Genomic DNA, 19,084 nt, shown 5'->3' on the forward strand with positions numbered 1-19,084 from the left:
CTAACCTCATTCCACGCTTTTGACGCCATGGCTGCTGGGTTAAGTCGAGCGTGGCTCATGGGCCTGATGGCGGGGTTGTTGAGCGGCTGTTCGGCCATCGATGCACTGCAACCGCCAGCGGTGGTGGACATCGTCCGCACCATCGACAACAAAGCCAACATCACAACGCAGGACTACCAACAGCTGGAGGACATTTCGAATCTTGTGTTCCAACAGATCCGTGATGTTGATCCACAGATCCATCCCAAATTGCAGCTGCAATCCAGCACAAACTTCATCGACGAGATCCGCCAGCAAACGGAGAGCGGCTTCGGGCCTGATTTGATCATTACCGACAGCGAAACAGCACTAACGCTGTACCGATCGCAGCTGATCGATCCAATCCAACTTTCGGAGCAGGACCGTCAGGACACCCCCCAAAGCCTGCTCGATCTGGTCACCGCCAAGGACGGCGCCCTGGTGGCACGCCCCGTCAATCAATTCGTGCAGCTGGCTTGCTTCAACAAAGAGCGCCTGCCCACGGCTCCAAGGTCGTTGGAGGACCTGAAACAGAGCAGCAACGACGCCACCTTCGGCATGGCCGTGCAGCTCAAGGACCTGTTCTGGAGCGCTGAGGCCTTCGATGCCAGCCCGGCCCTCAAGGCCGCGATGGATTCCGCCAGTGCAGATCAAGCCCATCGGGAGACGCTGACCGCCTGGCTGCGCTGGCTGGTGGACTCCAGCTACCAGCAGAACATCCGCTTTCTCAACAACCAGGGCAACCTCCGAGATGGACTGATACGGGGCGAACTCGACTGGATCACCTGCTGGAGCAACAACCTCAGAAGTCTCAAGCAAAAGCTGGGCGACAGGCTCGGGGTGACGGCCCTTCCCAAAGGGCCGAATCAGAACCGAACAGCCACCACGCGTTTGGAGGTCTGGGCCCTGGGCCGGAACTCCAGCCCGCTGCAGCGGCGCAAGGCCCTGGTGATGCTCGATTTCGTGACCAAGCCTTGGGCCCAGAAGACCTACTCCCTTGCCACCAACAACGCCATGCCAGTGAGCCAGAAGGCGGCCACCGTGGTGGCCTCGAAAATCCCCGGCGGCAATGAAGCCCTGCGCAACTACATCAGCGCCGAGCGGCCGCTGAGCAAGATGCGCGTGAAGGCACGGATCTTCCGCGACCCCATTCGCTACGACACCATCTCCAATGCCCTACTGGACACCATCTACGACATCCAGACACCGGAGCAGGGAGCTGAACAAATCCTCCAGGGCCTGAGGGAGAAGCGTTGATGCTCCAGGATCTGAACCGTGAAGTGGTCACCTGGCTGGGCTATCTCCAGCGAGGTTCCGTGCTGCTGCAGCTGGCGATCGTGGTGGGCACGGTGCTGGTTGAAAAGCGCAGCCGATGGACCCGTCGCCTGAACTCCGAGGTGTTCAGCAGCTTTGCCGAGCTGGCCTCCCCCTTGCTGTTGATCCTGTTGGGAGCTGCCATCAAAGCGTTGGGGTTCCCCGGTGGCTTGGTGCAGTACCTGGCCACACTCTGGCTGCTCTGGCGGCTGTTCAAACCCATCAACTTGCTGATTGAGCAGCGCTTTCCGAACTTGCCGGTGGATGAACTGGATCGAATGCTGTTCCGGCCCTTGTTGCTGGTGTTCACGGTGCTCAGTTTCTTCCAGATCCTGGGCAGCCGCGAATCCCTGGCCATCATTGAAATCGGGGACGTCTTCGGGGTGACCCTCACCGTGGGCAAGCTGTTCACAGCCCTCACAATCACCTACCTGATCGTCGCCTATGCCAAGCGACCCGCTGCGCTGGTGGCCTGGCTGGGGGGCTACTACATCGGCCTGAAACCCCAGGGTCAACGGGCTTTGGAGGTGATCCTCCAGTACTCGGTGATCGGCGTCGGCGTGATGGGGGTGGCGTACTACGTCGGCATCAACGGCACCGCCCTGGTGGCCGTGGCCGGGGGCCTCTCAGTAGGCATCGGCTTTGGCATCAAGGAGATCGTCTCCAACTTCATCAGCAGCCTCTGGCTGTTGTTCGAAGGATCGGTGCGCCCCGGCGAAATCCTGATGATCAACGGCGACCCCTGCACCGTGCGCAAGCTGGGACTGCGGGCCACCCAGTTGCGCCGCGGTCGCGATGGAGCGGAACTGCTGATTCCGAACCAGAACTTCTTCACCCAGGAGGCGGAGTCGTACACCGCCGAGGAAACCTCCCGCCGCGACGCGGTGGTGGTGGGAGCCGCTTATCACCATGAACCCAGTCAGGTGATCGCAGTCCTTGAGGAGGTGGCCCGTCAGCACGAAAAGGTGCTGCAGTACCCACCACCACAAGCGTTCACGGTGGATTTCGCCGATTCATCGATCAACTACAAGCTGCTCTTCTGGGTGCGCAATCCCCTGGAGGCCTTCGCTGTGGGCAGCGATCTGCGGCAAGCCATCTGGACGGCGTTCGACAAGAACGGCATCGGCATTCCCTTCCCGCAGCGGCAGGTGTATCCAATGGAATGGCCCCCCTCCGGGGAACAAACCCACCGGCTCGGCAGCCCCACCAATCAGCTCCAGGCCGAAGCAGACAGCGATCCTTCCAACGACTCAGCTGGCGAGACGCCGTAGGTAGTCCTCCTGGCGTCCGGCGTTGATCCAACCGGTGGCGATCAACTTGCTGGCGCTCTCATTCACCCGTCCGCGGTGAATGTGGGATGGACCAGCCGGAAAGATCACCAACTTGCCCCGCTCCGCCGGTTCGTGGTGGTCCTGCCAATGGAACTCGGTGCCAGCCTCATCCACGTCGTTGCAATAGAGAATCCAGGCCAGCACCCGGTGCTCCGGTTCGGTGGCCTCATCGCTGATGGTCCAATCGCAGTGCCATCGCTTGAACCCTTCCCCCGGGGCGTAGTGCTGAAGGTTGAAGATCGGATTCACAAACAGGCTCTGCTGCGGGCAGCACTGCCGGAACAACGGCCGCTCCTGCAGATAGCGCTCCAAGCCGGCCGTCACCCCCCGCAGGATCAGTTGCGAGAGAGCAAAGGATTCGGGTTCCGAGCGATCAATCGCCACCAGGCTGATGTCGGTGCTCTGTTTCGCCGGTTCCCCCTCACCCTCGGGACCGAAGGCCACGCCAGGCCGCTGTAAGTCCACCCGGCGCTCGAAGAACTCACGCACCGCATCGGCCACCGAGGCGTAACCGGGATTGCTGTAGCGCCCGATCAGGTTCATGCCGCGGCCTCCACGCGAGGAATCGCCACCACAGCATCGAGCTGCTGCCAGCGCGACCGGTCAGCCACATGGCCCTGCAACTGCACCTGTTCGATCACCGTGGCAGCGCGCTCAAGATCCAGGGGAACACCCGGGCCCATCGGCAGCACCAGCACCTGCTGCTCAGCCGGATCGGCCATCACCTGAAGATCGAGGGCCTCCAGCTCCCGCTCAAAGAACACCCGCCGCATCCGGGTGGTGAGGCTTGGCCCAAGCGCCTCGACGAACCGGGCCATGCCGGCTTCATCCCCGGAGCTGCCGCAATTCAGCGACAACCAGATCAGCAGCTTCACCCAACTTTCCGCCGTCCACAGGGGTTGGAAGCTTTCCCGGTGCTGCCGCACCAGCTCAGCGATTGAAAAATCAAACAGCGTGGCCTGCAGGCCAGTGGCATCAGCGGAATCCATGCTGTTCATCCTCTCCTGCGAAAGGTCAGACTGGGGTGACTGGCTATTCGCACCATGGCCCTGGACCTGAACGATCCCGAACTCGAGTTCTCCGATCTGGTCTACGCCTACCAGAGCTGGGTGATGGCGGTGATCAATGACGAAAAGCTGGACAGCGACGACAAGCTGCTCACCGACGACATCGCCGAGGACGCCCTCAACTCAATGCGCTTCCTGCCGGGCGAGGTAACCAGTGCGATCGAGACCAGCCTGGCCCGCGTCTACGACGTGGACGCCGACGAACTGGCCGAGCTGCTCTTCCCCGAGGACTGAGCCCAGGCTCAGAGGACGCGATGGGTTGGTCCGCGGCTGACATCCCGAACCAGCAGGGCCGCATAGCCCTGATCACTGGAGCCAACAGCGGCCTGGGCCTGGAAACCGCGCGCGCCTTGAAACGCTGCGGGGCCACCGTGGTGTTGGCGTGCCGCAGCCCCCGCAAAGCCGAGAGGGCCAAGCAGGAGTTGCTGCAGGAGCGCGATGGGGGAGCGGTGGATCTGGTGGACCTGGATCTGGCGGACCTGACCAGCGTGCAACAGGCGGCGGCCACCGTCGGGGAGCGCTACGGCTGCCTTGATCTGCTGATCAACAACGCTGGCGTGATGGCACCGCCGCGCCGCACCACCGCCCAGGGGCATGAACTGCAGTTCGGGGTGAATCATCTGGGGCACATGGCCCTGACCCAGGCCCTGCTGCCGCTGCTGCAGAACCGGCCCGACCCCCGGGTGGTGACGGTGACCTCCGGAGCGCAGTACTTCGGCAAGATCCGCTGGGACGACCCCAGCTGGAGCAAGGGCTACGACCGCTATGGCGCCTATGGCCAAAGCAAACTCGCCAACGTGATGTTTGCCCTTGAGCTGGATGCACGCCTGCGCGAGCAGGGCAGCCCCATCCGCTCCCTGGCCGCCCATCCCGGCATCGCGCGCACGGAACTGCAGCCCACCGCAATCGCCAGCGTCGGCAACCGCTTCGAGGCCCTTGCCTACCGGCTGATGGATCCCCTGTTCCAAAGCGCCGGCATGGGTGCCCTGCCGCAACTGCATGCCGCCACCGCGGCGACTGCTCAGGGTGGCGAGCACTACGGCCCTGAGCAGTTCGGCGGCTTGCGGGGTGCACCGGCGCTCTGCCGTGTGGCGCCAGCAGCGAGCCAACCTGCCGAACGGCAGCGGCTCTGGAGCTTGAGCGAGCAGCTGATCGGTGGCTGAATCCCACGCTGTGATGTTGAGTGGCCGCTGGTTGGTCGCCCTTTGAAACCATGGCCACTCGCCGCCCTGCCACCCAGATCAATGCCCGCCAGAAGGTCTTGCTGGCGAACCTGCAGGCCTGTGGTGATGAGATGAGCGGTCAGCAGCTGCACCGCAGCCTGGAGCCCGAACAGGCCATGGGCCTGGCCACGGTCTACCGGAATCTGCGCCAGCTGCAGCAACGGGGCCTGGTGCGCTGCCGCCACCTGCCCAATGGCGAGGCGCTCTATGCGCCGCTGGAGCGGGATCGCCACCACCTCACCTGCGTCGATTGCGGCAAGACCCAGGCGCTCGACCACTGCCCGATTCACGACCTGGAGGTGCCCGAAGACGGTCGCAAAGGCTTCGATCTCCTGTTTCACACGCTTGAATTCTTTGGTCTCTGCAGCGACTGCCGCGAGCGGCAGCAAAGCCCGTCATGACCCTGGCCGCCACGTACTACGGAGCCAATGGCTGGTTGCTCGAATTCGATGATCTCCGCGTTCTGGTGGATCCCTGGTTGCGCGGCAGCCTGAGCTTCCCCCCCGGGGAGTGGCTGCTCAAAGGGGAACTGCCCTGCGAGCGCAAGGTGCCCGAGAAGCTGAACCTGCTGTTGCTCACCCAGGGGCTTGCAGACCACGCCCATCCGGACACCTTGGCGCTTCTCCCCAAGGACCTGCCCGTCATTGGATCGGCGGCGGCTGCACGGGTAGTGGAACGCCTGGGCTTCACCAGCGTGAAAGCCCTCTCCCCCGGAGAGAGCACCAACCACCAGGGCCTGCGGGTGCGCGCCAGCGCCGGTGCACCGGTGCCGATGGTGGAAAACGGTTATCTGCTCGAACATCCGGCCGGATCCCTTTATCTCGAACCCCACGGTTTTCTCGATCCAACCCTGGAGCCACAGCCCCTGGATGCCGTGATCACGCCGATGGTGGATCTGGGGCTGCCGGCGCTTGGAGCGTTCGTCAAAGGCTGCTCCGTGGTGCCGCAACTGGTGGAACGCTTCCAACCCACCACGGTGCTCGCCAGCACCTCCGGCGGCGACGTGCGCTTTGGCGGCGCCTTGAGTCGGGCCCTGCAAATGAAAGGATCCGTAGCCAGCACTGGAGCCCAGCTGCCGGCCAGCAGCTCCTGGACCGATCCAAGACCGGGGGAACGACTGCTGCTGAAAACTGATTTTTCGGATTAAGCTTTGTTACAACAGCTTGAGTTCGATGAAATCCACGCAAGCCAGCGATTCCTGGTTCCAAGGCGTCGCTGCCCGCGACATCCACATGGAGCAGCTCAAAAAAGCCGAACGCTTCAACGGCCGTGCCGCCATGGTCGGCATCGTGATCGGAATCATCACCGAGGGGCTCACCGGTGCCGGCATCGTTCACCAGATCGGGCTGGGTCCCCTGGTGGATGGCTATGCCGCCTGCCGCACCCAATTCCTGCCCTTCTGCTTCTGATTCGGAAGGGGGACCACCCCCCCGATGACGAGAATGGTGCGATTCACGTTCGAATCGAATGGCTGCTGACAAGGAACTGCTGAAGGAAGTGGCCCTGGAGCTGTGGAACACCACCAAAAAGCTTCGTCCCGGCCTGCCCAAAGCGCCTCGCGCCCAGCTGGTCTTAAAAGCCCTGCTCACCATCGGTGACATGAGCGATCAGCTGGAAGCCGCCATGGTGCTTGGAGTGATTGAGGCGCAGGAACCCGACGATGAGCCCGGGCAGGGAGAAGCGGCCGGCGAAGACAAGACGGTGTCTGAAACCGATGCCAAGACCGAGCGGGAGACTCCCAGGGTTGTGCGCAAGCGCTCCAGCAGCCACTGATCAAGACTTCCAAATAACAAGCCACCCATCCCGCTCCCTCCCTGGGGATGGGTCAAGCTTTTGAAAGCGCTTCGCCGAGACGGCTTAACGCTGCAGAGCAACCACAGCCGCAGCCGCAGCAAGGGCAACGATTCCAGCCATCCAGATGCTGCCTTGGCGTTCCAACAACCACGCAGCGTTGCGAGAGATCGACAACCTGCCAGTTGCCAACAGCGCAGTGAACCCCACTAGCAGAACCACGGGCACCACAAGCGCCAAGAACAACTGCATCACCAAATGCCTTTGAGGCCTGTCTTCCAATGATGATCTGGTGGCAAGTCGTTCAACGTCGCAACATCCACACCACAGCCTGAACCTTGACTCTGTTGATTGTCACCGCCGGTTTCATCGGTCTGCTCTGGCTAAGGCAAAGCTTGATCAGACGTGGCATGGATGACGGCAGCAACGGCTGAGTGAGGCTTGACCCCCCTGCTGGCAAGGTCGTTGTCAGTGATGCCTGGGCTCCCCTGGGGCCTGCTCGGCTTCCGCCTTCAGGAAACGGCGATGCTGAGATGAGGCATAGCCGCTGAGGTCAATTCTGCTGGCATTGCTGCCAGCCTTTCGCCACTCCCTTGGGGGAGTGCTGGATCTTCTGTTCATGGAATCGAGTTATCGGTTCTCGCGCAGTGGGCCTTCAATCAGGCTCTTTGGCGTCGCCCCACCTTTGCACACTTGCCTGTCCCGACGCCAAGCGGATGAGTAATTGCAGCTACGGCAAGCCAATGGGATTGGATCGATACTCCGCCCAGCGGCAAACGGCTTGTGACCCCAGAGGAGCAGTACGTGAAATGCATGGACGCTGCCTACGCCGCTGCTGACAGGGAGACCTGCCTCAAAATGATGCGAAAGGCAGAAGGCGTCCTGCGCGGTGAATTCAGCGCCCAGCCAACAAGCAATGGCCCTGGAGAAGAAGCGTTAGCGAGCTGAAGCAAAACTCAACAAAACCCAGTGCTGCACTGAGTTTTGAGATGGGCGATACTGGGATCGAACCAGTGACAATCTCCTTGTAAGGGAGGTGCTCTACCGCTGAGCTAATCGCCCGATACAGCAAATTCTGCCCTAACGCGTCAGCTTGGGGGCGCACGAGAGCACCGAAAGCTTGGCAGCGGGTCGCCGCCACGACCAAAGCATCTGGATCCTGAGCCTCCCGCTCGGGATTGCCGTTGGATTGGTGCTGGGATGGGTTGCAGCGTTGATCGCCGCAGCCAGCTGTCTTGCAGGAGGACTGTGGCTGTCCCCCGATCTTGATACCCGCTCCAATGCGCTGCGGCGCTGGGGCCCCCTCGGCTTCCTCTGGTGGCCCTACCGCCTGCTGATTCCCCATCGCTCGCTCTGGTCCCATGGTCCGCTGCTGGGAACAACCGCGCGCCTGGCGGTGCTGCTCACCTGGTGCCTGATCGTGACCATGGCGGTTCCAGCACTCTCACCAGCGATGCTGCTGACGACGCTCCAGCAACTGATGCATCAGCACCCACGGGAGTTCATCGCTCTGCTTGTGGGTTTGGAGGGCAGTGCCTGGATCCACCTGATCCTCGATGGCGACCCCTGGCCCCAGGAATGGTCGAAGAAACGACAGCGATGAGAAGGTGGGCGTTGCCCCAGTTGTTGCCCCGGCATGGCCAACGCTCCTTCTGACGCCATCCAGCGACTGATCGATGTTGTGGCCCAACTCAGGGATCCAACAACGGGCTGTCCCTGGGATCTGGAGCAGACCCATGCCTCGCTGGTGCCCTACGTGCTGGAAGAGGCCCATGAAGTGGCCGATGCGATCCGCCAGGGCAGCGATGCCGAGATGAAGGAAGAGCTGGGGGATCTGCTACTGCAGGTGGTGCTGCATGCCCAGATCGCTTGGGAGCAGCAGCGCTTTGATTTGGATGCGATTGCCGACGGCATCAGCGACAAACTGATCCGCCGTCACCCCCATGTGTTCGGCGATGCCGTCGCCAGCACCAGTGACGAGGTGCGACGCAGCTGGGAGGCCATCAAGCTCCAGGAGCAGGCCGAGGCCCTGGCGGGCTCCTCCAGCCCCCTCAGCGACCGGCTCAGAACCAAGGTGCGGGGCCTGCCGGCCCTGGCTGGAGCCATGACCATCTCCAAGAAAGCGGCCAAAGCCGGCTTCGAGTGGGATGACATGGCCGGCGTCTGGGAGAAGGTCCATGAGGAGCTGGACGAACTCAAGGAGGCGGTGGCCAACGGCGACAAAGGTCATGCCCAGGAGGAACTGGGCGATCTGCTGTTCACCCTGGTGAATGTGGCCCGTTGGTGCAGCATCGAACCCGAGGAGGGTCTCGCCGGCACGAATCAACGCTTCCTCGACCGCTTCTCCCGCGTTGAAGCTGCCCTGGAAGGGGATCTGCAGGGCCGCAGCATCAACGAATTGGAAGCCCTCTGGAAACAGGCCAAAGCGGCGATCCGAGCAGAACACTCGCCCACCTCTGGATCCGATTAGTCGTCCAGGGAGGGACGACTGCGCCGTTGACGCTTGAGGTCACCACGCTTTTTCTTCGTATCCAAGCGCCGCTTCACGGCACCACGACCCGGCCGGGTGGCCTTTCGGGCACGCGGCGCTGGCTGCAAGCCCTCCCGCAGCAGCTCCCCCATGCGATGCAGAGCCTTCTGTCGGTTCTGCCATTGGGAGCGTTCTTCTGCGACCACAACCCGTAGGCAGCCCTCCACCAAACGGGCCTGGAAGTGCTCCAGCAATCGGGCGCGGCGAAATGGGCCCAGACAGGAGCAGTTCGCCAGATCCAGAAGCAATTCCACACGGGAATCGGTGGTGTTAACCCCCTGCCCGCCGGGGCCGGATGAGCGGCTGAACCGCCAGCGCAGCTCCCTGGACGGAATGGTCAACCGCTCGTTCACCACCAGGTCTTGCACCAGCCATCTCCTGGCTCAAGAACAACAGGATGGTCCCACCGGGTTGATGCCTCGGAGAGGAAACACGTGCATCAACCAGGAGTCCTATCGGTAAAACAAAAGCCTTGATCTGACGAAAAAGGCTTTGGAGCTGCCCTCTTCCACAGCAGCTCCCCAACCAAACACACTCAACCTCCACATGTTGTGTTCGTCAATCCCAAAAGCACCACATCTGGTGTTTGGTAACAGCCCTCCTGGGTCCTTAGCTGGAGAGATGCCCACCGCAGCCCATGAGCAGCTGGATTGACGAAGAACACCGCGGCGTCCGCTATGGATTGAAAGGACAGGTGCTGGTCGAGGAGACCAGTCCGTTCCAGCGGATCAGCGTGATTCGCAGTGAGCGCTACGGGCGGGGGCTGCTGCTGGATGGCTGTTGGATGACAGCGGAACAGCAGGAACGCCACTACCACGAGGCTTTGGTGCACCCAGCCCTGTGCAGCGCCAGCTCGATCGAGCGGATTCTGGTGATCGGAGGCGGGGACGGCGGCACCGCGCGGGAATGCCTGCGCCACCCAGGCGTCCAGCGGCTGGACATGGTGGAGATTGACGGGCGTGTTGTGGAACTCAGCCGGGAACACCTTCCCGACATCGGCGGATCCGCCTGGTCTGATCCGCGGTTCCAGCTCACGGTGGGCGATGGCATCGCCTGGGCCGCTGAGGCTGAGGACCAGAGCTATGACGTTGTCTTGGTGGATGGCTCTGATCCCGCCGGACCTGCCGAAGGCCTGTTCAACCGCGCCTTCTTTGAAAATTGCCGACGGCTGCTGAAGCACGGGGGCGTGTTCGGCACGCAGAGCGAATCTCCGGAAGCCTTCCGCGATGTCCACATCGCCATGGTGCGCCTGTTACGCGAGGTGTTTGACCATGCCGACCCGCTCTATGGCTGGGTGCCGATGTACCCCAGCGGCTGGTGGAGCTGGACCTTCGCTGCGATGGCAACACCCCGCTACCGCAATCCAGACCCAGAGCGCAGCGAGGCCATCGCCGCAGGCTGCGAGATCTGGTCCCCGCGCTGGCAGCGGGGGGCCATGGACGCAATCCCCGCCTTCATCGAACGGGAGCTGCAGCCATGACCGCACAACCGCCGAGTGGGCGTTTCGACAGTTTGTTTGACAGCGACGGAACCATTTTCATGGGATCCCGTCGCAACCCTGCCGACTGCCGCGTTGGTCTGTTTGGTGTGCCGTATGACGGCACCACCTCCTTTCGCCCTGGCACCCGCTTCGGCCCCGCCGCCATCCGAGAGGTGAGCGCTGGCCTGGAGACCTATTGCCCGCAACTCAACCTGGATCTAGAGGATCTCGACTTTGCGGATCTTGGTGCCGTTGAGATTCCCTTCGGCAACCCTGAGCCCGTTCTCACCAAGGTGAAGCAGGCGACCGAAGCCGTGCTCGGCCTGGGGCTCAGGCCCCTGATGCTGGGCGGGGAGCATTCGATCAGCTCCGGTGCCGTGGAGGCTGTGGCACAACGCCACCCCGACCTAGTGCTGGTGCAGCTGGATGCCCATGCCGACCTCAGAGACAGCTGGCTGGGGGCGCGCCACAGCCATGCCTGCGCCATGCGCCGGTGTTTGGAGGTTCTTCCCAGCCAGACGCTGTATCAACTCGCGATCCGCAGTGGCACGCGGGAGGAATTCAGCGAACTGCACGAGAGCGGCCGGCTGATGCCCAGCGTCGACGCCCTTCAACAGGCCCTCGCTCCCTTGCAGGGGAAACCCATCTATCTCACCGTCGATCTGGACTGGTTTGACCCCGCCGTTCTGCCTGGAACCGGCACACCGGAACCCGGTGGTTACCACTGGTCTGACTTCGCCAACCTGATCGGGGTGCTTCGAGAGCATCACCTGGTGGCGGCCGATGTGGTGGAACTGGCCCCACAACTCGACACCAGTGGCATCAGCTCCGTGCTGGCCGCCAAGGTGACCCGCAGCCTGCTGCTGCTCCTGGGTGGCGATCAATAGAAGTGACGGGCATCAGCCCGCTGCTGCCGCAAACGGCTGTGCTGCTTGCTGAGCAATTGCAGCACCAGCGTTGGGTGCCGATGGATGAGCGCCAGAAAATTGGAGCGGCTCAGGCGGAACAACGAAACAGGCGTCACCGCTGTGGCATCACGGCTGTGACACTCGGCGCCATCCACCAGATCCTCATAGAAAAACAATTCACCGGAACCAAAGCGAATGCGGTTCAACGGACCACTGCTCAGTTCCATCCATCCCCGTTCAATCACATGGATGAACTGCACAGGCTCACCGGCACTGAAAACAGTTGCGCCGGTGGGAAGGGTCAGGCGATCCACCTCAGGCTGTTCCTGGATCAGTTCCAGAGGAGTCAGCGGAGCTGAGGCGGACAAGGCAACAACGGTGGTTGGTTGCAGTATCCCGCGCTCATCCGGTGGAGGCCATCAGCAATGGCGGAGACGTGGATGGATCCAGGCTCACGTCAAGCTGCGATCCAGCTCCAGCTGACGCTCTCCAACACCGCTGCTCTGCAGAGCCGGAAGCTTGGGGGAACGAGGGGTCCAGTGGTGACAGACCATCAGATCTGCAATCTCGGCATGCACCTCCAACCGGCGCAGACGGCACCACCCCTTCGCACCTGCCGGCAGGGTGCAGTACTGACAACTGCGACAGCAGGAGCTGGCGGCCAAACAAGCGCTCCGGAAACGCGCTCAAGCTAGTGACGGTCTGCGAAACGGACCATGGACAGGGGCAAATTTCCGGGTTCCCTTCCGGATCGTGAAGCCCTCCATAAGAATGCGCTTCTCATCGGCCGCCCCCATGTCCCTGCAGCGCACTCCCCTGTTCGAGTCCTGCCGCAGCGCCGGGGGCCGCATGGTGCCGTTTGCAGGCTGGGAGATGCCGGTTCAGTTCAGCGGCCTGATCCAGGAGCACAAGGCCGTTCGCGAACGGGTCGGCATGTTCGATATTTCCCACATGGGAGTGCTGCGCCTCGAAGGTGCCAATCCCAAGGATGCGCTGCAAAAGCTGATCCCCAGCGACCTGCACCGCATCGGTCCCGGCGAAGCCTGCTACTCGGTTCTGCTGAACGAGCGCGGCGGCATTCGCGACGACCTCATCGTTTACGACTGCGGTGCCATTGATGCCGAACGGGGTGCGCTGGTGCTGGTGATCAATGCCGCCTGCGCCGACAGCGACACCGCCTGGATCCGTGAACAGATGGAGCCCGCTGGCCTGACGGTGACCGACATCAAAAAGGACGGCGTGCTGCTCGCTCTGCAGGGCCCTGAGGCCATGGGTTTGCTGCAGGAGCTGAGCGGCGAAGACCTCAGCGGCTTGCCCCGCTTCGGCCACCGGATGCTCAACCTCAAGGGCCTGAGCCAACCGGTGTTCAGTGCTCGCACGGGCTACACCGGCGAAGACGGTGTCGAGCTGCTGCTCAACGCCGACGACGGCAAGAAGCTCTGGCAGCTTTTGCTCGATCGCGGTGTCACCCCCTGCGGCCTGGGGGCACGGGACACGTTGCGGCTGGAGGCCGCCATGCACCTTTACGGCCAGGACATGAACGACACAACCAACCCCTTTGAGGCCGGGTTGGGTTGGCTCGTGCACCTGGAAATGCCCGTGGATTTTGTGGGCCGACAGGCGCTGGAGCAGGCGGCGGAATCAGGCCCGGCCAAACGCCTGGTGGGGCTCAAGCTGCAGGGTCGTGCCATCGCCCGCCACGACTACCCCGTTGTGCACAACGGAGAGACGGTGGGCATTGTCACCAGCGGCACCTGGTCACCCACCTTGGAAGAAGCGATCGCCCTGGCCTACGTGCCGCCGTCCCTCGCCAAGCTCGGCACCGAACTGAGCGTTGAGATCCGCGGCAAGGCCCAGCCGGCAACGGTCGTTCGCAAGCCCTTCTACAAACGCGCCTGAAGCTCACCGCTGCTGTGGGAAACTCGCTCTTCTCCAGTTGAGACATCCCATGCGCAGCAACGGTTGCGGCGACCTGCGCGAACAGAACATTGATCAGCAGGTGCAACTGTGCGGCTGGGTGGATCGACGCCGTGATCACGGCGGGGTGATTTTCATCGACCTGCGGGACCGCAGCGGCACGGTGCAGATCACGGTTGACCCCGATCTGGGTGCCGACGCCTTCGCCGTCGCCGAGCATCTGCGCAGCGAAACCGTGCTGCAGGTTGAGGGGAAAGTGCGGGCCCGGCCCGGCGACTCCCTGAACGACAAGCTGGCGACGGGAGCCGTGGAAGTGCTCGCCAGCGGCATCACCGTGCTGAACAGCGTGAAAGGCAACCTGCCCTTCCCCGTGTCGGTGCACGACGAGGAGAACACACGCGAAGAACTGCGGCTGCGCCACCGCTATCTGGATCTGCGCCGCAAGCGCATGAACGACAACCTGCGGCTGCGGGCCCAGACCATCCAGGCCGCCCGTCGCTTCCTGGAAGACGCAGGCTTCATCGAGGTGGAGACCCCGGTGCTGACCCGCTCCACGCCGGAAGGCGCCCGCGACTATGTGCTGCCCAGCCGGGTGTGCGGCGGCGAATGGTTCGCCCTGCCCCAGTCCCCCCAGTTGTTCAAGCAGCTGCTGATGGTGGGCGGCATCGAGCGCTACTACCAGGTGGCCCGCTGTTTCCGCGACGAAGACCTGCGGGCCGATCGCCAGCCGGAATTCACCCAGCTGGACATCGAGATGAGCTTCATGGATCAGGAGCAGATCCTTGAGTTGAATGAATCACTGATCTGCGCCATCTGGAAGGCCGTGAAGGGCGTCGAACTGCCGCGGCCCTTCCCACGCATGACCTGGCATGACGCCATGGAGCGCTACGGCACCGACCGGCCCGACACCCGCTACGGCATGGAGCTCACCAACGTGAGCGACATCGTCAAAGACATGGGCTTCAAGGTGTTCAGTGGCGCCGTGAAGTCCGGCGGCGCTGTGAAGTGCATCGCGGTGCCCGGCGGCAACGATGCGGTGAGCAACGTGCGGATCAAGCCCGGCGGCGATGTGTTCAGTGAGGCACAGAAAGCTGGTGCCGGTGGCCTGGCCTTCATCCGGGTGCGCGACGGCGGTGAGATCGACACGATCGGCGCCATCAAGGACAACCTCAGCAATGAGCAGAAGCAGGAGCTGCTCAGCCGCACCGGTGCGGAACCCGGCACCCTGCTGCTGTTCGGTGCCGGCGACACCGCCACGGTGAACAAGGCCCTCGACCGGGTGCGCCAGTACCTGGCCAAGGAGCTGGGCATGGTGAAGGCCGACCGGGACAACGACCAGTGGAACTTCCTCTGGGTGGTGGACTTCCCGATGTTCGAGTTCAACAGCGACGAGAACCGTTACGAGGCTCTGCACCACCCCTTCTGCGCCCCCAATGCGGAGGATCTCGGCAGCGATGCATCGAAGTGGGCCGAAACCCTGCCCGGAGCCCGGGCCCAGGCCTACGACCTTGTGCTCAATGGCCTTGAGCTCGGCGGCGGCTCCCTGCGCATCCATGACTCCGCCCTGCAGCGCCAGGTGTTGCAGACGGTTGGATTGCCCCTCGAGGAGGCCCAGGAGCAGTTCGGCTTCCTGATGGACGCTCTCGATGTGGGCGCACCGCCCCACGGCGGCCTGGCCTTCGGTGTGGACCGGATGGTGATGCTGCTGGCCGGCGAAGAGTCGATCCGCGACACCATCGCCTTCCCCAAAACCCAGCAGGCCCGCTGCCTGATGACCAGTGCTCCAGGGGGCGTGGCCGACAAGCAGCTGGAGGAACTGCACGTGGCCAGCACCTGGGTTGAGCCCGACCAGGAGGACTGACCGCAGCCACTGGGCTGAGCAGATCCCGAAGGGAATCAGCGCATTTGTCGCACCGCGGCCAACGGCGAGGAACCCTGAAGTTGGACTTCACAAGGCCAGCTTTTGCCCAGCAAGCCCCGACGGACCGGGGGGACCCGTGAACGCCGCAGCAGCGGCACAACGGATCTGCTGCGGCTTTATCTCCAGGACATCGGCCGGGTCGACCTGCTCACCAATGAGGAGGAGGTCACCTTGGCACGTCTGGTGCAGCGCCGCGAAGCACTGCTGCTCCAGCAACGGGAGCTGGCTGAGAGCGATGCCGCCATCGGTGAACTGCACCATCTCGAAGAACTGCAACGCCGGGAAGCCAACCAGCACAGCCACTGGCCAACCAAGCAGGAATGGGCACGCGCGGCAGGACTGCCCTTGCCCGAGTTGCAGCAGCGGATTGACCTGGGCTATCAGGCCTGGGCTGAGCAGGCCCAGCTTGAGGCCAAAGATCTGAAGCTGGCCCTCCGCAACGGGCGGCGAGCCAAAGACCACATGATTCAGGCCAACCTGCGCCTGGTGGTGGCGGTGGCCAAGAAGTACCAGCAGCGGGGCATGGAAATCCTGGACCTGGTCCAGGAGGGAACGCTCGGGCTGGAGCGGGCCGTGGAAAAGTTCGATCCCACACGCGGTTTCCGCTTCAGCACCTACGCCTACTGGTGGATCCGCCAGGGCATCACCCGGGCCATCGCCACCCAGAGCCGCACGATCCGGTTGCCCGTTCACGTCACCGAAAAACTGAACCGGATCAAAAGGGTCCAGCAGGAGATTGCAAGCAACGAAGGACGCATTGCCTCGATCGCGGATCTGGCGCGCGAGCTGGGCATCAGTGAAGACACCGTGCGCCAGACCCTGGCACGGGTGCCCCGCTCAGTGTCTCTGGACACCCGTGTCGGCCGCGAACAGGACACCCAGCTCGGAGATCTGATCGAGGACGGCCATGCCACCCCGGAGCAGACCCTCACCCACGACGAACTCCACAACGATCTGGAGGATCTCCTGGATGAACTCACCAGTCGGGAGGCCGCTGTCCTGCGCCGGCGCTTCGGATTGGAGGACGACACGCCCCAGACCCTGGCCCAGATCGGGGAAGAGCTGAAACTCTCAAGGGAGCGCGTTCGTCAGATCGAAACCCGCGCCCTGCTCAAACTGCGGCAACCCCAACGACGCAGCAAAGTCCGGGATTACATCCAGGGCCTGGATTCCTAAAACACTGGTTCCCCCAGGAGCCCATGACCGACGCCAGCTAATTTGAAGAGTCGCCCGGCAGGTCATGGCCAAATTCGTCTTCATCACCGGTGGTGTGGTGTCCAGCATTGGCAAGGGAATCGTGGCGGCGAGCCTCGGCCGGTTGCTGAAGTCGCGGGGCTACAACGTTTCGATTCTCAAGCTGGATCCCTACCTGAATGTGGATCCCGGGACGATGAGCCCGTTCCAGCATGGTGAGGTCTTCGTCACCGACGACGGCGCCGAAACCGATCTCGACCTGGGCCATTACGAGCGCTTCACCGACACGGCGATGTCACGCCTGAACAGCGTGACCACCGGCTCGATCTACCAATCGGTGATCAACAAGGAGCGCCGCGGCGACTACAACGGCGGCACCGTTCAGGTGATTCCCCACATCACCGGCGAGATCCGCGAGCGCATCCACCGGGTTGCCTCCAACAGCAATGCCGATGTGGTGATCACGGAAATCGGCGGCACCGTGGGTGATATCGAATCACTGCCCTTCCTCGAAGCCATCCGTGAATTCCGGGAGGACGTGGGTCGCAACGACCTGGCCTACATCCACGTCACCCTGCTGCCCTTCATCGGTACCTCCGGCGAACTCAAAACCAAGCCCACACAGCACTCGGTCAAGGAACTGCGTTCGATCGGCATCCAGCCTGATGTGCTCGTTTGCCGCAGTGATCGCGACATCAGCGACGATCTCAAGCGGAAAATCGGCGGCTTCTGCGGGGTGCCCACCCGCGCCGTGATTCCCTCTCTGGATGCCGACAGCATCTATGCCGTGCCGCTGATCCTTGAGCAGGAGGGTCTGTGCCGTGAAGTGCTGGACGTGCTGAACCTGACCGACCATGACAGCGACATGGCGGCATGGGAACAACTGGTCAACAAGCTGCGCAATCCCGGCCCATCGGTGAAGGTTGCCCTGGTGGGCAAGTACGTGCAGCTGAACGACGCCTATCTCTCCGTCGTCGAAGCGCTGCAGCACGCCTGCATTGCTCAGGATGCCTCCCTCGACCTGCACTGGGTCTGCGCTGAACAGATTGAAGCCGACGGCGCCGATGCACTCCTGCGCGGAATGGACGCCGTCGTCGTGCCCGGTGGCTTCGGCAACCGTGGCGTCGATGGAAAGATTGCAGCGATTCGCTGGGCCCGGGAACAACGGGTGCCCTTCCTTGGGCTCTGTCTTGGGATGCAAACCGCAGTGATCGAGTGGGCTCGCAACCAGGCCGGCCTCACCGAGGCCACCAGTGCTGAATTAAACGAAAACACGCCCCATCCCGTGATTCACCTGCTGCCGGAACAGCAGGACGTGGTCGACCTCGGCGGCACGATGCGCCTGGGGGTCTACCCCTGCAGAATTGCGCCGGGAACCCTCGCCCAGAGGCTTTACGGGGACGAGGTGGTCTATGAACGCCACCGCCACCGCTACGAATTCAACAACTCCTATCGCAATCTTTTCCTGGAATCCGGATATGTGGTGAGCGGCACGTCCCCGGATGGACGCCTGGTGGAGTTGATCGAACTGAAAGGGCATCCGTTCTTCACGGCCTGCCAGTACCACCCCGAATTCCTCTCCCGGCCTGGACAACCCCATCCGTTGTTCCGGGGATTGATCGAAGCGGCCCAACAACGCCTTCCCGATTCACCGGCTCAGGCCCTGCGTCAACAAGGGGACATTGCGATTCCATGACCCGCATCAATGGCTGACTCCCAGCGTCTTCCCGTGGTGGAAACGTTCCATTCCCTGCAGGGAGAAGGCCACCATGCCGGACGCAGTGCATTTTTCATTCGGCTCGCCGGCTGCAGCGTGGGCTGCCCCTGGTGCGACACAAAACACTCGTGGCCCAGTCAGGCACACCCTGAGCAACCCATCGATGCCTTGGCTGAAGCGGCACAGAGTGCTGCTGAGTCAGGGGCCAGCTTCGTTGTGATCACCGGTGGGGAACCGTTGCACCACGATCTGCAGCCCCTCACCCAGAGCCTCGATGCGCGATGCGGTCTCCCCCTGCATCTGGAAACCAGCGGGGTGGATCCGCTGAGCGGACGCTTCGACTGGATCACCCTCTCGCCAAAACGCCACCGCCCCCCACGGCAAGAGCTTTTGCAGGCCTGCCATGAGCTGAAAGTTGTGGTGCATGGCCCGGAAGACATCAGCTTCGCTGCAGCAATGGCGTCCCAGTGCGAGAACGACACCGAACGACTGCTTCAGCCGGGCTGGGAGAGCAGCATCGGAGAAGCCCTGGCAGTGGAGCATGTGCGTCAACACGCCCAATGGCGCCTCAGCCTGCAAAGCCACAAATGGCTTGGAATCCGCTGAACAATGCCGTTGAGGGCAGGGTCTGCTCCACTACGTTGAGATTGAACAGAATTTGATCGCCTGAGCC

22 protein-coding genes and 1 tRNA gene are annotated in these 19,084 nt (G+C 62.8%); 17 read left to right on the forward strand and 6 right to left on the reverse strand.

What is annotated here, in order from left to right; genetic code table 11:
* Positions 1-27: 27 nt before the first annotated feature.
* Positions 28-1,275 (forward strand): ABC transporter substrate-binding protein, encoded by a 1,248-nt coding sequence (locus SynA1544_RS13970; protein WP_186514277.1) that lies wholly within the window; start codon positions 28-30, stop codon positions 1,273-1,275.
* Positions 1,275-2,603, forward strand: a complete 1,329-nt coding sequence (locus SynA1544_RS13975; RefSeq protein WP_186514278.1) for a mechanosensitive ion channel family protein — start codon at positions 1,275-1,277, stop codon at positions 2,601-2,603. The genes SynA1544_RS13970 and SynA1544_RS13975 overlap by 1 nt, the downstream gene beginning before the upstream one ends.
* Here SynA1544_RS13975 and SynA1544_RS13980 read toward each other — a convergent pair.
* Both SynA1544_RS13980 and SynA1544_RS13985 read right to left on the reverse strand, forming a co-directional pair.
* Positions 2,583-3,206, reverse strand: coding sequence for a 2OG-Fe(II) oxygenase (locus SynA1544_RS13980; protein ID WP_186514279.1), 624 nt, complete (start codon positions 3,204-3,206; stop codon positions 2,583-2,585). The two genes, SynA1544_RS13975 and SynA1544_RS13980, sit on opposite strands and share 21 nt — an antisense overlap.
* Positions 3,203-3,652: a protein phosphatase gene (locus SynA1544_RS13985; protein WP_186514280.1), complete on the reverse strand. Its 450-nt coding sequence runs from the start codon at positions 3,650-3,652 to the stop codon at positions 3,203-3,205. Before SynA1544_RS13985 ends, SynA1544_RS13980 begins: the two co-directional genes overlap by 4 nt.
* A 54-nt stretch (positions 3,653-3,706) precedes the next feature.
* On the opposite strand from SynA1544_RS13985, the gene SynA1544_RS13990 reads away from it, so the two are divergent.
* Genes SynA1544_RS13990 through SynA1544_RS14015 form a run of 6 tightly spaced genes read left to right on the forward strand, consistent with a single transcriptional unit; the run spans position 3,707 to position 6,726 of the window.
* Entirely contained in the window at positions 3,707-3,964 is a 258-nt protein-coding gene (locus SynA1544_RS13990; RefSeq protein ID WP_011365486.1) for a hypothetical protein, read from the forward strand.
* A 20-nt stretch (positions 3,965-3,984) separates the two neighbouring features.
* Positions 3,985-4,893, forward strand: a complete 909-nt coding sequence (locus SynA1544_RS13995; protein ID WP_186514281.1) for an oxidoreductase — start codon at positions 3,985-3,987, stop codon at positions 4,891-4,893.
* 50 nt (positions 4,894-4,943) lie between these two features.
* Positions 4,944-5,354, forward strand: coding sequence for a transcriptional repressor (locus SynA1544_RS14000; RefSeq protein WP_114987764.1), 411 nt, complete (start codon positions 4,944-4,946; stop codon positions 5,352-5,354).
* Entirely contained in the window at positions 5,351-6,100 is a 750-nt protein-coding gene (locus SynA1544_RS14005; protein WP_186514282.1) for an MBL fold metallo-hydrolase, read from the forward strand. The genes SynA1544_RS14000 and SynA1544_RS14005 overlap by 4 nt, the downstream gene beginning before the upstream one ends.
* A 25-nt stretch (positions 6,101-6,125) precedes the next feature.
* Positions 6,126-6,362, forward strand: coding sequence for a high light inducible protein (locus SynA1544_RS14010; protein ID WP_115009835.1), 237 nt, complete (start codon positions 6,126-6,128; stop codon positions 6,360-6,362).
* A gap of 58 nt (positions 6,363-6,420) precedes the next feature.
* Positions 6,421-6,726 (forward strand): TIGR03894 family protein, encoded by a 306-nt coding sequence (locus SynA1544_RS14015; RefSeq protein WP_186514283.1) that lies wholly within the window; start codon positions 6,421-6,423, stop codon positions 6,724-6,726.
* 1,008 nt (positions 6,727-7,734) lie between these two features.
* Here the strand turns inward: SynA1544_RS14015 and SynA1544_RS14020 are convergent.
* A tRNA-Val gene (locus tag SynA1544_RS14020) sits at positions 7,735-7,806 on the reverse strand.
* Between the two features lie 31 nt (positions 7,807-7,837).
* Between SynA1544_RS14020 and SynA1544_RS14025 the strand changes: the two genes are divergently transcribed.
* Together SynA1544_RS14025 and mazG are read left to right on the forward strand one after the other, a co-directional pair.
* Positions 7,838-8,347 carry a metal-binding protein gene (locus SynA1544_RS14025; RefSeq protein WP_370594076.1) on the forward strand — a complete coding sequence of 170 codons (510 nt, stop codon included), beginning with the start codon at positions 7,838-7,840 and terminating at the stop codon, positions 8,345-8,347.
* A 33-nt stretch (positions 8,348-8,380) separates the two neighbouring features.
* Positions 8,381-9,214 (forward strand): nucleoside triphosphate pyrophosphohydrolase, encoded by an 834-nt coding sequence (mazG, locus tag SynA1544_RS14030; protein WP_186514284.1) that lies wholly within the window; start codon positions 8,381-8,383, stop codon positions 9,212-9,214.
* Here the strand turns inward: mazG and arfB are convergent.
* A complete protein-coding gene (gene arfB, locus SynA1544_RS14035; protein WP_186514285.1) occupies positions 9,211-9,642 on the reverse strand; it encodes an alternative ribosome rescue aminoacyl-tRNA hydrolase ArfB in 432 nt (143 codons plus the stop codon). The genes mazG and arfB overlap by 4 nt on opposite strands.
* Before the next feature lie 269 nt (positions 9,643-9,911).
* On the opposite strand from arfB, the gene speE reads away from it, so the two are divergent.
* Both speE and speB read left to right on the forward strand, forming a co-directional pair.
* Positions 9,912-10,754: a polyamine aminopropyltransferase gene (gene speE / locus SynA1544_RS14040; protein WP_186514286.1), complete on the forward strand. Its 843-nt coding sequence runs from the start codon at positions 9,912-9,914 to the stop codon at positions 10,752-10,754.
* Entirely contained in the window at positions 10,751-11,641 is an 891-nt protein-coding gene (gene speB / locus SynA1544_RS14045) for an agmatinase (protein WP_186514287.1), read from the forward strand. The genes speE and speB overlap by 4 nt, the downstream gene beginning before the upstream one ends.
* Here the strand turns inward: speB and SynA1544_RS14050 are convergent.
* Together SynA1544_RS14050 and SynA1544_RS14055 are read right to left on the reverse strand one after the other, a co-directional pair.
* A complete protein-coding gene (locus SynA1544_RS14050; RefSeq protein ID WP_115160958.1) occupies positions 11,635-12,030 on the reverse strand; it encodes a cyclic nucleotide-binding domain-containing protein in 396 nt (131 codons plus the stop codon). The two genes, speB and SynA1544_RS14050, sit on opposite strands and share 7 nt — an antisense overlap.
* 84 nt (positions 12,031-12,114) lie before the next feature.
* Entirely contained in the window at positions 12,115-12,327 is a 213-nt protein-coding gene (locus SynA1544_RS14055; protein WP_115009811.1) for a hypothetical protein, read from the reverse strand.
* 130 nt (positions 12,328-12,457) lie between these two features.
* Here SynA1544_RS14055 and gcvT point away from each other — a divergent pair, with 130 nt between their 5' ends.
* The 5 genes from gcvT to SynA1544_RS14080 all read left to right on the forward strand — a co-directional run bounded on the left by gcvT (position 12,458) and on the right by SynA1544_RS14080 (position 19,017).
* Entirely contained in the window at positions 12,458-13,561 is a 1,104-nt protein-coding gene (gene gcvT / locus SynA1544_RS14060) for a glycine cleavage system aminomethyltransferase GcvT (RefSeq protein WP_186514288.1), read from the forward strand.
* Between the two features lie 49 nt (positions 13,562-13,610).
* Positions 13,611-15,440: an aspartate--tRNA ligase gene (gene aspS, locus SynA1544_RS14065; protein ID WP_186514289.1), complete on the forward strand. Its 1,830-nt coding sequence runs from the start codon at positions 13,611-13,613 to the stop codon at positions 15,438-15,440.
* A gap of 102 nt (positions 15,441-15,542) precedes the next feature.
* Positions 15,543-16,676, forward strand: coding sequence for an RpoD/SigA family RNA polymerase sigma factor (locus tag SynA1544_RS14070; protein ID WP_186514290.1), 1,134 nt, complete (start codon positions 15,543-15,545; stop codon positions 16,674-16,676).
* Positions 16,677-16,740: 64 nt separating this feature from the next.
* The gene (locus SynA1544_RS14075; protein WP_186514291.1) at positions 16,741-18,390 is read left to right on the forward strand and encodes a CTP synthase; all 1,650 of its coding nucleotides are present in this window, start codon (positions 16,741-16,743) and stop codon (positions 18,388-18,390) included.
* Positions 18,391-18,399: 9 nt separating this feature from the next.
* On the forward strand, positions 18,400-19,017 hold the full coding sequence (locus tag SynA1544_RS14080; protein ID WP_186514292.1) for a 7-carboxy-7-deazaguanine synthase QueE: 618 nt from the start codon (positions 18,400-18,402) through the stop codon (positions 19,015-19,017).
* Positions 19,018-19,084: the final 67 nt, after the last annotated feature.

Source organism: Synechococcus sp. A15-44 (assembly GCF_014280115.1).
Taxonomy (GTDB): domain Bacteria; phylum Cyanobacteriota; class Cyanobacteriia; order PCC-6307; family Cyanobiaceae; genus Parasynechococcus.